The following is a 13,544-nucleotide window of genomic DNA, read 5'->3' as shown; positions in this document are numbered from 1 at the left end:
ACCTATTATTGATACTTCTATTTTATCGAAAAAAAGACCGGATGCCTATGATTAAATGAGGTATCCGATCTTTTTTGGACTTTTTCAGTGGCCTCCACCAATGTTGTATTCACTTGTTCCAGAGCAGAAACAAGGTCTACACCATTGGGCGCAATGGGCGTATATGACGCGTACCCTGTCTTTTGTTAGAACCCATGCGTTCTACCAGACAGAACGATTCGACCAAAGCAAGTTGTGTTCCTGGGACACACTATTTCCCCAACATGCTTTAACAGATGTTGAGAAAATAGGTTTGCGGCGGTTGGAGAGTAGAAAAACCTATGCTTAGTTGAATGAGCATGGGTCGCCTTTAGGGTGTCCTTATGGAATCCACTTCCTCAAACATTCGTGAGAATGTTAGGTGGGGGTAGTTCAATGATAAAAAAGAAAAAAACAGTAAAATTAAACGGTATTGCTTTCAATATTTAACAAGATACCTACCGCCATAAAATTAATGAGTAACGATGACCCACCATAACTAAGAAACGGCAGCGTAAGACCGGTGACTGGTAACACCCCGATGACGACCGCTATATTGATCCAGACTTGTAACGTCATCATCGTCACTAAACCGAGGACGAGTGTTTGAGCAAAATTGTCTTGAACGAATAGCGCTAACTTTAAGCCTCTGTAGAAGAACATCATAAATAACCCAATCACTAAACCAGCACCAATCAGGCCTAGTTCTTCAGAAATAACCGCAAAGATAAAATCATTATGTGGTTCTGGTAAATAGAAATATTTTTGTTTCCCCCGCAAAAAGCCCGTGCCTAAAATACCACCCGGTCCGATGGCTAAAAGCGATTGAATGGATTGAAAACCACTGCCTAAAGGATCTTGCCACGGATCTAAAAAGGCAGTTAACCGTCTGATGCGGTATGGAGCAGCTAAAATAAGGCCAATTAAACCCGATAGGCCGAGTATAAACAAGCTAAAGAAATGTTTGATTTTCGCTCCTTGAAAAAATAGGGTACATACACTGCCCCCCACAATGATTAAGCCTGTTCCAAGGTCAGGTTGTAGCATGACTAGACCAAACGACAATAGAATAACAACGAGACGAAATAGTAAGCCGCTTCCTAACTGACTAACTGGATAGACTAAATGTTCATTTAAGTAACAAAGATAAATAATCAAGGTGACTTTCACAATCTCTGCTGGTTGAATATTAAAGCTAGCTAAACCAATCCAACTTCTAGCTCCTCCTCTGACAAGGCCTATCCCTGGTATTAATACGAGAATGAGTAAGATAATAGATAAGACAAATAATAGCGGCGCCCTTTTTTTATATAGTTGGTACGGAACCCTTTGAAAGATTGCCATCAAGCCGCAACCTAAACCAAAAAAGATGGCTTGCCGTTTCAAGAAATAATAAGGATCCAAAAAACGCTCAGTAGCGATGACAGATGACGCACTATAAATCATGAATAATCCAATCACAGACAAAATAAATACTGGCCAAAACAGTGACGTCGGCTTTATCATTCGATTCATAAAAAAACACACCCTAACAATATCCTATTGTTAGAGTGTATGCACGGTATCGATAAATATATCTCCGCGTATTTCAAAGTTTTTAAACTGATCCCAACTTGCACATGCAGGCGATAACAACACAACGTCACCGGCTTTAGCATCAGCGGCTGCCCGCTTTGTCATTTCTTCTAATGTCTCCCCAACAACCGTTGGGATGTTTTGTTTTATACCGACTTCATGTAACTTATCTTTCGTTTCACCGTATACGTATAAACCAACGACGTGATCTAAATGTGGCAATAGCTCATCAAAACCATTACCACGATCAAGTCCACCCGCAATGAGTCGAACAGGTACGTTAAAAGCTTGTAAAGCTGTAACGGTCGCTAATATATTTGTCGCCTTTGAGTCATTATAGAAACGCACGCCGTCTTGCTCTTTAACAAACTGTAACCGATGTTTCACACCGGTAAATGTCGTTAATACGTCCTTGATTCCTTCAATCGTTGCCCCTAACAATAAAGCGCTGATACTGCTTGCTAAAATGTTTTCTAAGTTATGCGCACCGACGAGTTTAATATCAGAAATATCAATGATTTTTTGTTGTTTAAAGAACAGCGCACCGTCTCGAATATAACCACCGTCCGTCAGGATTTCTTTCCGTGAAAAAGGAATCTTCGTTGCTTTTGCTGTTTGGACAAGCTTGACGACTTCAGCATTATCGGCATTATAAACCAAGTAATCATCTGCTTGTTGATGAGCGAAAATATTCGCTTTAGCCTGTTTATAAGCGTCAAAATCCCCGTGATAATCCAGATGCGCAGCAAATAAATTGAGCAGGACACTGACTTTCGGCTTAAACGTGCCACTCCCCATCAATTGAAAGGACGAAAGCTCTAATACGAGCCGATCTTCTTCAAGCTCATAACTTACCTCTGTTGCGACATGGCCAATATTACCCGCTGCACGCACTTTCTGATTGCTTCGCGCTAACATTTGTTCCGTTAAAGTCGTGGTCGTCGTCTTGCCATTAGAACCGGTAATCGCCACAGTCGGAACATCGATCATATAAGGTAATAACGCAATTTCTGTTAGAATCGGAATACCTCGTTTTCCTGCTGCCTCTAGTAATGGATTCGTATACGGAATACCAGGATTTTTAATAATCACCTCACACGTATCTAGTAACGATTCAGATGGTTCGCCGAGTTGAACAGTCACCCCTAGGTCAATGAGCGCTTTTACTTCTGGGTCAGTTACTTTCGCGTTTAAATCACTTGCAACGACATGAAAGCCTTCGGCATGCAAAATACGACTGACAGCTGTACCCGTTTTAGCTAAGCCTAGAATAAGAATATGTTGATAGGGAAAGCCTTTAATATGATGAACCATTTACAACACCACCTGAATAAGGATCGATATAATGCTAGATAGTAAACCGATTGACCAAAAGGTTGTCACAACACGCCATTCTGACCAACCTTTTAGTTCGAAATGATGATGAATCGGACTCATAAGAAAGACACGTTTCCCTCGTGTTTTAAAAGAAATGACTTGAATCATCACCGATAGCGTTTCAACCACAAAGACGAAACCAACGAATACAAGGAGAATTTCAAGCTTCAATACAAGGCCAATTGCCCCAAGTAATCCACCTAATGCAAGTGAACCGGTATCACCCATAAATACTTTGGCTGGATGGGCATTGAATACTAAAAATCCGAGTAATCCGCCGACAACACTAAAGCTAATCATACTAACGACTGACTCCGTCGTCGTCAGTGCGGCAATGATACCGAAAGTAAGAAAACTAATCGTCCCAAGTCCCCCAACGAGTCCGTCTAACCCATCGGTTAAGTTAACCGCATTAGAAGCCCCAACGAGTAGCACCACAACAAAAATCGGATAAAGAAATCCAAGATCAATTAAGACCTCAGTCCCAGGAATGGCGAGGGTTGTATCAATCTCTGTCCCCAATAATAAAAAGTAAAACAATACACTGACAAATAGCTGGCCGATTAATTTTTGAATGGACGTTAACCCTAAATTTCTTTTTAACACAACTTTAATAAAATCATCTATAAAGCCTAATAAACCGAAGCCAATAAAAACGACCATTAACAGGACCCATTCTCTTGAAAAAAATGTCCCCATCACAAAACGATGTAAAATTAAACTGCCAATCACAACACTAACGATAATCATAACGCCACCCATTGTAGGTGTGCCTGTTTTTTTCTGGTGTGATTTCGGTCCTTCTTCACGAATACTTTGACCGAATTTCAGTCGACGTAAAAAAGGGATAATCATTGGTGCGGTTATAACGACAATAAAAAAACTAACAAGTATACTAGCGATAATAAAAAGTAAATCCATACTGTTCCTCCATCTTTCTCGTCTCACATTTGGTTATGACTAGTTATTTAATCTTCTTTTAATTGCTGAATAATTTGCTCTAAGCGCATCCCGCGTGAGGCTTTAAACAAAATAACACTGGGATGATCGAGTTGTTTAAGTAAATGTACCGCCTCTTCACTTGTCTTTACATGAGTATGTTCAACGTGTGAGTAATCAGAAATATTTTTGGCTAGTTGACCGACGGTCAAGACGTAATCGATAGGCGCATCAATACTCTCACCGACTTCACGGTGGTATTGATCTGCTTTCTCACCTAGTTCATACATATCACCTAAGACCAGCACTTTTTGACGGGGGTCTGATAACGACTGAATTAATTTTATCGCTGCCTTCATCGATGTCGGTGAGGCGTTATAGGCATCATTAATAAATAAATGCTCATGCCAATGTTCTTGTTCAAAACGCATCCCTGTTTTCTCTAACTGATTAAATCCTTGTTGAATTAAGGCATCCGTTAATCCAATCTCTCGACCAACAAGAACCGCATACATCGCATTTTTCGCATGATGTTGACCAATCATCGGAATCGTAAAGAGGTGCTGTGTTGATCGGTCTAGAAATGTCGTTGTCTCTAGTGTGAGAGTATCCATACTGATCATGTGTGACACCTCGCCAGTGAATCCAACAGCGTAGGTTTTAACAGCATACGAACGCTCAAGTAACGGTTCATCTCCATCATAGATTAACACACCTTCTGCCCTAAGGCCCGATAAAATTTCTAATTTTGCTTCAGCAATCCCTTCGCGTGTCTTCAAAAATTCAATATGTGACTCACCGATATTCGTAATAACAGCGATATCTGGTGTGGCAATCTCTGATAATTGTTTAATTTCACCGAAGTTACTCATACCCATTTCTAACACTAAATATGCCGTATCATTTGGAGCGGATAAAATCGTCAAGGGCAATCCTATATGATTATTATAATTCCCTTTGGTGACATGGGTCTTCCCGCGTTCTTTTGTGACAGCCCCAATTAAATCTTTTGTTGAGGTCTTACCGTTGGACCCGGTAATACCAATGACGACGGCATTTAGTGTCTTACGGTAATGTTTGGCTAAAGCCTGTAGTGCTGTTAAGGTATCGTCTACAATGTAGAGTGTGACCTCGCGCTCATCAATCTCAGGTAAAGGATGATCCGCTTGCCAAAACGACGCTTTAGCGCCTTGATTAATCGCCTCAAGTAAAAAATCATGAGCATCAAAGCGTTCCCCAACAATCGGCACAAATAACTGACCATGTAACGACGCCCGACTATCTGTTGACACGCCTTCAACATTCTCAGGCGGTTTTCCAATCACAGATTGTGCCACCGCTGTTAATAATTGATAAGGAATCATTTAATCACCTAACCTTTTTTCTAAATAATCATGGGCGACTTGGTAATCATCAAATGGATACGTTTCACGTCCAATAATTTGATAGGTTTCATGACCTTTTCCAGCAATTAAAATAACATCAGACTCACGAGCTAAATCAATCGCACGATGAATCGCTTGTTTTCGATCAATTTCCACCACGTAATTAGACGACTCTAATCCTTTCTCCATATCTTTAATGATTGTCTCAGGATCTTCTGTACGCGGGTTATCTGATGTCAAAATCGTGACATCACTATACGTCTCACTCACATGCGCCATCAATGGTCGTTTCGTTTTGTCACGATCGCCACCACAACCAACGACACAATAAATCTTTCCTGTCGCAAAGGTTTGGATTGTTTCTAACACATTTTTAAGTGAATCTGGCGTATGGGCATAATCAACAATGACTGAATAATGCGTGTTTGTTTGTACTGATTGAAATCGTCCCTTCACACCTGGAAGCGATTCGAGCGCCGCTTTAATCACGTTCATTGATACCCCACTTTTAAGTGCGGTTGCTGTTGCCGCTAACATGTTATACACATTAAATTTACCTATGAGCTTGGACGTAATCCTCACCTCATCAACCATACCCGATAGAGTAAATTGAGTTTGGGTGGCTGATAATTGAATATCGGTCGCATATAAATCACTTGCCGGAGTTAAGCCATAAGTAACGACCGGTTGGCTCGTCGCATGAATAAAATGTTCAGCGTATGCATCGTCCGCATTTATCACCGCATATTTAGGTCGCACTGGATCATAGCGATTACCTAGCTGTTGAAATAAACGTTCCTTCGCTAAACGATAATCCATCATCGATGGATGATAATCTAAATGGTCTTGTGTCAGATTAGTAAAAACAGCTATATCAAAATCAATCCCTCTAACACGTCCTTCTTCAAGCGCATGCGACGATACCTCCATCATACAATGGTCGACATTCGCTTGTTTCATCGCCTGAAAACTATTGAATAAATAAGATGGTTCGGGTGTTGTATTTTTAATTGGGAAACTTTTGTCGCCAATTTTCATTTGAATGGTCCCTACAAGGGCGGTTTGTTGTTTATTCTTTTTGAATATCTCTTCTAAGATATACGTAATCGACGTCTTGCCATTTGTACCTGTGATCCCAATCATGTGCATCTCATTCGTCGGATAGTCATACATCTCATTCGCTAAGAAACTAAGGACGCGGAAGACATCTTTCACTTTAATTTGTACAAGTGGGCTATCCGTTAACTCATGCTCAACGAGTAACGCCACAGCCCCTTGGTCATAGGCTTGTTGAGCAAAATCATGACCATCAACGGTATACCCCTTTATACACGCAAATAAAGCGCCTGCTTTTACTTCACGGGAATCTGTCGTCATATGCGTAATGACGGGATTTTGTTCATTTATTATCTGATAGACAAACGGTAGTCGTTCTAATAATGTTTGAAGTTCTTTCATTTTGGTTTGAGTAGAAAGTTCACTTTCTACCTACGCCTCCTCTCTATTATTCAGGTTAAACACCTTGATGACTTACTTATATACGAGCCATTGCCATAGGAAAAAGGCATTCTTTATGAATGCCTTCCTTCTTTCATTCATCCATGTCCATTATATCAAAAATGTCACGTGATGCCATGATTAATTATCACTGGTTAAGAATAATTCTATAACACTGCCTTCCCTGACACGTTCGCCTGGTTTTGGACGTTGATCTAATACGACGTCGCCTTCTCCTGAGATATCTAATGTAAATAATTCATACTGAGTCAAGATATGGGAAATATCTTCCCCAATATAATCCGGCACTTCAACAAACCGCTTCTCAGGCCAATCCACTTCTTTATCGACACCAGCTGTTTTTTCAACCCCTTGTAAGGTTAAGACATCGTCAATGATACGACCAACAATAGGAGCCGCGACTACTCCACCAAATTGCACCGTGTTTTTCGGATTATCAATCGCGACATAGACGACAATTTCCGGTGCCTGCATCGGCGCTATACCGATAAAAGAGACGATATGATTATTCGCCATATAACGGCCATCAGGTCCGACTTTTTGAGCAGTTCCTGTTTTCCCACCCACACGATAACCTTCAATATAAGCCCCTCGCCCTGTCCCTTTACTCACGACTGACTCAAGTGCCTCTCTTACGAGTTTTGACGTCTCTTCGCTAATCACTTGTTTACCATCCGTTGAGGTAACCGGTATATGTGACTGGATAATAGTCGGCTGAATCCGGTGACCGCCATTGACAATCGCGCTGACCGCACTCACTTGTTGAATCGGTGTAACGGCAACCCCTTGACCAAATGCTGTCGTCGCAAGTTCTACCGGTCCTACCTGACTTGGGTGGAATAAAATTCCAGTCGCTTCACCATTTAATTCAATGCCCGTTTTTTCTCCAAAACCAAACGCATCAATATATTGAAACAAGCGCTCTTTTCCAAGTCGTTGACCTAACACAACAAATCCGGGATTACATGAATTTTCAACGACCTCTAAGAAAGTTTGATCACCATGACCACCACGTTTCCAACAACGCAAATGTTGTCCCGCCACTTGAATAGAGCCGTGATCATGATAGTGGTCTTCAGTCAAATCAACAACACCTTCTTCAATTGCGGCGGCTAATGTAATAATTTTAAACGTTGAGCCTGGCTCATACGTTGACCAAATAGGCAAATTATGATTGTATACATCTGCGTCCACTTCTTGATAGCGATCAGGTTGATAGGTCGGACGTGTCGCCATCGCCAATATTTCGCCCGTGTTTGGATTTTGTACAATCGCTAGCGCCTGGTCCGGTTGATAAGTTGCCACAGCTTGGTCTAACTCGCGCTCAATAATCATTTGTATATCCAAATCGATTGTAAGCGCAACTGACTTTCCACTTGTCGGTAACTGAAGTTGATCAGATTCATTTGGTAATCGGCGACCCTTGGCATCAGCATAATAGCGCATTCTACCAGACTCACCACTTAACATATCGTCGTATATTTGTTCAATGCCTAACAGGCCTTGTTGATCAATCCCAGTAAAACCTAAAACATGACTCAGTAACGAACCATATGGATAGGACCGCTCATAATCATCCACAAAATATAGTCCCGCTAAATCTAAACCGATTAACTTGGTTGACACATGTGGTGGTAATTTAATGCCTTCCCGCATTTTAACAACCGCGATTTGTTGACTGACGGCTTCTTCCACCACCGCACGGTCTAGCTGAAGCGCTTGACTTAAGGCAGCAACAACCGCCGCTTGATCTGTTATTTGTCTAGGAACAATTAATAAAGTTTTCACCCGTTCATTCGTTACAATCACGCGATGATGGCGGTCGATGATCTCCCCCCTGGGTGCTTCGAGAGTGAGATCTCTTAACCATAAATCCTCCCCCTTTTCTAACAGGCTTGGATAAGACCATACTTGTAAATAAACTAACCGACCACAAAGAATGAAAAATAAACCTATAAACAGAAAAAAAACAGTGATGATGCGCTTGCTCACTCGGAAACGATACATACTTAACCTACTTTCTTTTAAGGAAGATGTAGTTTACTGTATGAGTGAAATCAGTTCATCATGCACTGTTTAATTTTGTTTTAAAGCTATTCAACGCCAGATTCTTTCGTTTCTTCCTCAGGCGAGACAGGATTGAAATCAGTAAAGTCAAAAAGAATATAGTCTCCTGAAGCAATCGGTGTTCCAGGTTCAATCGATTGTTTTTCTAAATAACCTTGACCGACAATTTCATGATCAAGTTTTAGTAGGTTACTTAATTGAACAACTTCTCGCAATGACCAACCCGATAAATCCGGTAGTTTGGGTTGATCTGTCACTAAGATGATATGATCTGTCGATAGGATCGTCTCACCGGCTGTTTTATTGCTAGCCGTAATCGTTGGACCGTCACCTACAACAGTAACCTGAACCCCTTGACTGGTTAAGTTATCCGCAATATCTTCTGTCTTTAGTCCAACAGCTACCGGCATCACTAATTCGTTCACCGTTGACACTTGATCTTTATCCGGTTGTATATTTTGATAATGTAACGCATTCTCCATCACATGATTAAAAATATACGACACAGGTTTAGAGCCGGATTCCGTTGCTTCAAGCTCTGGTTGTTGAACGGTGACATACATCAGTAATTCAGGGTCTTCGCTTGGTGCCATGCCAATAAAAGAAAAGATATAATTTTCCCGTCCATATAAATACCCTGAGGCGCCACCAGAGATTTGAGCCGTACCGGTTTTACCTGCTAGCGTATAAGACGGTAGTTCAAAAATTCCGTTAGCTGTCCCAGTTTCTTCTGTGACAACTGATTCCATCGCTTGTAATACTTGCTGAGCCGTATCCTCTGAGATAGGTTCACCGGCAATGGTTGGCGTATTTTCCTTAATCACATCACCTGTATTTGGATCTGTGATGGACTGAATAATATAAGGGGTCATCATGTGACCATTATTCGCGATGGCTGTTGCTGCTTTAACGATTTGAATGGGCGTCACGGTTGTCCCTTGGCCAAACGCCGCATTTAGCTGTTCGATTGGGTAACGATATACTAGCCGGCCAAGTGTTTCTCGCGGTAAATCAATGCCAGTCAATTGATCAAATTGAAAGGCTTTTAAATACTCTAAAAACGTCTCCGTTCCAACCTTTTCCCAGACCAACTTTGCCATCGCCACGTTTGATGAACGCTGGAAACCTTCCGCATAGGTGATTGTGCCCCAATGTTTACGATAATCTGGTACAGCACGTGTAATTTCCGGAATTTTGTAGGTTCCTGATTGATACGTTTCATTAGGATTATATACCCCTTCTTCAATCGCTGATGCCAATGTGAAGATTTTCATCGTTGAGCCTGGTTCAATCGGCGTTGAGACAATATCGTTATACCAGTTCGTGACATTCCCTAAATCATTCGGATTATAACTCGGCCTTGAACCCATCGCAATGATTTCACCTGTTTTAGGGTTAATGACCGTTGCTGTGATGCGTTTCGGATTGAATTCTGCCTCTACTTGGCTTAGCGCATCTTCTAGAATGGTTTGTACTTTTTGATCTAACGTCAACTGAACATTAAATCCGTCTTGCTTTTCTAATACTTGAACCTCTTCATTTAGCAGTGGATCATTATATCTATCCTCAAGCAGGGTCACTGAACCGTCTGTACCTGTCAGTAACTCATCTAACTGCGCTTCAATACCAGTAATCCCTTCAATTAATTGGTCATCGTTCGTTTGAGCTAAGCCAATGACATGTGAAGCAAAGATACCATTGGGATAGTACCGTTTAGCTTCTTCAATAAAGTGAACACCCGGTAAGTCTAGCGCATCAATCTGTAATTTTTGTTCTCGCGTTAAATTTGTCCCTTCACGTCCAAATTCAACTTGAAAGCGGCCATCAGCGCTCCCTTTGTCAAGGATGTCTTGGACAACTGATACGTCCATGCCGATTATTGGCGCCAATTGTTCTGCCGTTGTCGCTGGGTCAGCAACATGGTTCAAACGTTTTTCAGGATCAGGTGAAAAGGAGGGGTCGACAATCGCATAGAGTCGGTATACATTAATATCTTGTGCTAAAACCATCTCGTTTCGATCATAGATATAACCTCTCTTTGCTGGTGTAACTTCCTTTTTCTCACGCTGGTCTTTTGCCCATGCCTCTAAATTAAAACCATCGACTTGTCCTGTTGCTTGAATATAGAGCATTTTCCCTGTCAGTATAAGAAAAAACACAACCACCGCAAGTATGACTGGGTGGTAGGGTTTGATTTTTGATGAAGTCGTCTTTGATGTCAGCTGTTTTTTCATAGGCATTCACTCAATTAACTTTTGATGCTTGTTTCACTTTAGTATTTTGTATGTCTAACCCATGTTCTTTAGCAACGGCTAGGATCCGTTCAGGATTAGAGAGTTCCATTTTTTGATAAGCTAAATTTTCATTCACCATTTGTTGCTCGGTCATCTCTGTTTTGACTGATTCAATATTCCGATTGATTCCGTCAATTTCTGCGCTCATATGAATCACAAAAAACAGTGCGAGACAAAACCCTAATGCATATAGACCCATTAATATGTATTCACCTGATGTCAATCGTTTGGATCTAACGACAACTTTAACTTGTTTCGATTGTTTTCTCTGTGGTATTTGTTGATGTACAAACGCTCTATCTAGGCTCATCATTCATCCCGTCCTTTGTCATAAAAGAATTGTTCATCCCACGCCTTTACTTTTTCAACAATACGTAATTTAGCTGATCGTGCGCGTCTGTTGTCGGATAATTCGGCTTCATCGGCGACGATCGGTTTTCGCGTCACCATTTTAAAAGGCGGTTGACTACCTTCTGGCACAACCGGCATGTTTCTCGGAAGTGGTGGTGTCGTACTCCACTTCTTAAATGCTTGTTTACAAATCCGGTCTTCTAAAGAGTGGAACGTAATCACTGCCACTCGTCCACCAATACTCGTTAACTCCGCTGCTTGATGTAACACATCGTAAAAGGCGTTTAATTCATCGTTCACCGCAATCCGAATCGCTTGGAAAATCCGCTTCGCGGGGTGTCCACCTTTTCGTCTAGCTCGATGCGGAATTGCTTCTTTAATCAGCTCGACAAGTTCATCTGTCGTTTTTATAGGCGCTACTTCTCGTTGTCTCTCAATGGCACGAGCGACTTGTTTTGAGAATTTTTCTTCACCGTAACGGAAAAATATTTTAACTAAATCATGATAGTCCCAATCATTCACCACATCGTATGCGCTTAAGTCTTGTGTTTGATCCATTCGCATATCTAGCGGCGCATCTTGATGATAGCTAAATCCACGTTCACCGTGGTCTAGTTGAGGTGATGAAACACCTAAATCAAATAAAAACCCATCAACGGATTGGATATTACGTGACACAAGTGCTTGTTTCATATGTCTAAAATTCGAATGAATAAAAATAATGTTAGCTTCATATGGCCTTAATCGTTCTTTAGCTGCGGATAAGGCTTCTAAATCTTGATCAAAACAAATCAGTTTCCCTGTCGTTAATTGTTTGACGATTTGAAGTGAATGTCCGCCAGCACCGAGTGTCCCGTCTACGTATATTCCTTCTGGTTTAATATTTAATCCATCAATCGTTTCTTTCATTAATACGCTTTCATGTTCGAACATTTACTTTCACCTCATTTATATCATTTATCTTATCTGATCCTTTTAATTCTCATCGTCACAAATCAAAGTCCATCATATTTTCAGCAATTTCTGAGAATGTATCTGCGGATGCTTCCATATAACTTTCCCACTGCGCTTCTGCCCAAATCTCAATACGATTAGATACACCAACGACAGCACACGCTTTTTCTATCCCCGCATACGCGGTTAGTGTCTGTGGTAAATTGATACGCCCTTGTTTATCTACTTCACACTCTGTTGCACCAGAGAAAAAGAACCGACTAAACGCCCGGGCATCTTTTTTAGTTAATGGGAGCTTTTTTATCTTCTCTTCTAAGATGTGCCATTCTGTTTCAGGATATACAAATAAACATTGATCTAAACCACGGGTCACGACAAAGCGTTCTCCAAGGTCATCACGAAATTTAGCCGGCATAATTAACCGACCTTTAGCATCAATATTATGTTTGTATTCACCCATAAACATAATCATCGCCCACCTTTTCTTATAGTCTACCACATCCCCCCACTTCTCACCACATATTTTTGGGTTACGATTAGAAAAATTGGTAAATAGTACATATGTTCGCCTTTTATTATTTACAGTAACGTTTTTTATCGCTTGTTTTGAATATTTTTGAAGTGACAAACATATATTCCACATGGTATTATTAAAGCACTAACAGTGACCGTCACAAAACAAAGAGAGGGTGTGTATCATGGGCATGAAGGCAATCTTTTCAAATCGCTTATATAAGCATAAAATCGATGCAAACTTTGTTATGTCCATGGATCACACCCTTCGGATGTTTAATCAAGCCAAACATTTTCGCTATCAAGCGGAGGTCCGGGAGCTTAGGGGCGTGAAAGCGGAAAATCCCGTCTCCATCCATCAACAATTGAAACAACGTTACGGATTAAATGATTATTATGCGACCAGTGCTGTTCAACAAGGACGGGCGCTTCTATCCGCGCAAAAAGAATTGAAGAAGGTGTACATGCGTAATAAAAAAGAACAAATCAACGCCGTTAAAAGAAAAATAAAAGCGACGAAGGCGCGCTTGACGACACTTCAAAAGATAAAAGG

The 13,544-nt window shown here is 41.0% G+C and carries 11 protein-coding genes and 1 pseudogene; 2 read left to right on the top strand and 10 right to left on the bottom strand.

The window, feature by feature from the left end; genetic code table 11:
• The first annotated feature begins 100 nt into the window (after positions 1–100).
• Positions 101–328, top strand: coding sequence for a hypothetical protein (locus BM390_RS14575; protein WP_177220743.1), 228 nt, complete (start codon positions 101–103; stop codon positions 326–328).
• A 113-nt stretch (positions 329–441) separates the two neighbouring features.
• Here the strand turns inward: BM390_RS14575 and ftsW are convergent, their stop codons facing one another.
• The 10 genes from ftsW to mraZ all read right to left on the bottom strand — a co-directional run bounded on the left by ftsW (position 442) and on the right by mraZ (position 12,944).
• Entirely contained in the window at positions 442–1,533 is a 1,092-nt protein-coding gene (ftsW, locus tag BM390_RS14570; RefSeq protein WP_089855645.1) for a putative lipid II flippase FtsW, read from the bottom strand.
• A gap of 30 nt (positions 1,534–1,563) precedes the next feature.
• Positions 1,564–2,907 carry a UDP-N-acetylmuramoyl-L-alanine--D-glutamate ligase gene (gene murD, locus BM390_RS14565; RefSeq protein ID WP_062323709.1) on the bottom strand — a complete coding sequence of 448 codons (1,344 nt, stop codon included), beginning with the start codon at positions 2,905–2,907 and terminating at the stop codon, positions 1,564–1,566.
• On the bottom strand, positions 2,908–3,891 hold the full coding sequence (gene mraY, locus BM390_RS14560; RefSeq protein WP_062323707.1) for a phospho-N-acetylmuramoyl-pentapeptide-transferase: 984 nt from the start codon (positions 3,889–3,891) through the stop codon (positions 2,908–2,910). It lies immediately after the preceding gene.
• Positions 3,892–3,938: 47 nt separating this feature from the next.
• On the bottom strand, positions 3,939–5,273 hold the full coding sequence (locus tag BM390_RS14555) for a UDP-N-acetylmuramoyl-tripeptide--D-alanyl-D-alanine ligase (RefSeq protein ID WP_062323705.1): 1,335 nt from the start codon (positions 5,271–5,273) through the stop codon (positions 3,939–3,941).
• Positions 5,274–6,752, bottom strand: a complete 1,479-nt coding sequence (locus BM390_RS14550) for a UDP-N-acetylmuramoyl-L-alanyl-D-glutamate--2,6-diaminopimelate ligase (RefSeq protein ID WP_089855642.1) — start codon at positions 6,750–6,752, stop codon at positions 5,274–5,276.
• A 180-nt stretch (positions 6,753–6,932) separates the two neighbouring features.
• Positions 6,933–8,819 (bottom strand): penicillin-binding transpeptidase domain-containing protein, encoded by a 1,887-nt coding sequence (locus BM390_RS14545; RefSeq protein WP_089855640.1) that lies wholly within the window; start codon positions 8,817–8,819, stop codon positions 6,933–6,935.
• A gap of 86 nt (positions 8,820–8,905) precedes the next feature.
• Positions 8,906–11,113: a penicillin-binding transpeptidase domain-containing protein gene (locus BM390_RS14540; protein WP_089855637.1), complete on the bottom strand. Its 2,208-nt coding sequence runs from the start codon at positions 11,111–11,113 to the stop codon at positions 8,906–8,908.
• A gap of 10 nt (positions 11,114–11,123) precedes the next feature.
• A complete protein-coding gene (gene ftsL / locus BM390_RS14535; protein ID WP_177220742.1) occupies positions 11,124–11,483 on the bottom strand; it encodes a cell division protein FtsL in 360 nt (119 codons plus the stop codon).
• Complete coding sequence (rsmH, locus tag BM390_RS14530; protein ID WP_062323701.1) at positions 11,483–12,457, bottom strand: 16S rRNA (cytosine(1402)-N(4))-methyltransferase RsmH; 975 nt, start codon at positions 12,455–12,457, stop codon at positions 11,483–11,485. The genes ftsL and rsmH overlap by 1 nt, the downstream gene beginning before the upstream one ends.
• A gap of 55 nt (positions 12,458–12,512) precedes the next feature.
• Positions 12,513–12,944 carry a division/cell wall cluster transcriptional repressor MraZ gene (gene mraZ / locus BM390_RS14525; RefSeq protein ID WP_062323699.1) on the bottom strand — a complete coding sequence of 144 codons (432 nt, stop codon included), beginning with the start codon at positions 12,942–12,944 and terminating at the stop codon, positions 12,513–12,515.
• A gap of 232 nt (positions 12,945–13,176) precedes the next feature.
• On the opposite strand from mraZ, the pseudogene BM390_RS14520 reads away from it, so the two are divergent.
• Positions 13,177–13,544: pseudogene (locus BM390_RS14520) on the top strand (hypothetical protein); the annotation flags it as partial.

Source organism: Halolactibacillus miurensis (assembly GCF_900116255.1).
Classification (GTDB): domain Bacteria; phylum Bacillota; class Bacilli; order Bacillales; family Amphibacillaceae; genus Halolactibacillus; species Halolactibacillus miurensis.
Note: the sequence above shows the minus strand (reverse complement) of the source record. Positions and strands in the feature narration are given on the sequence as shown.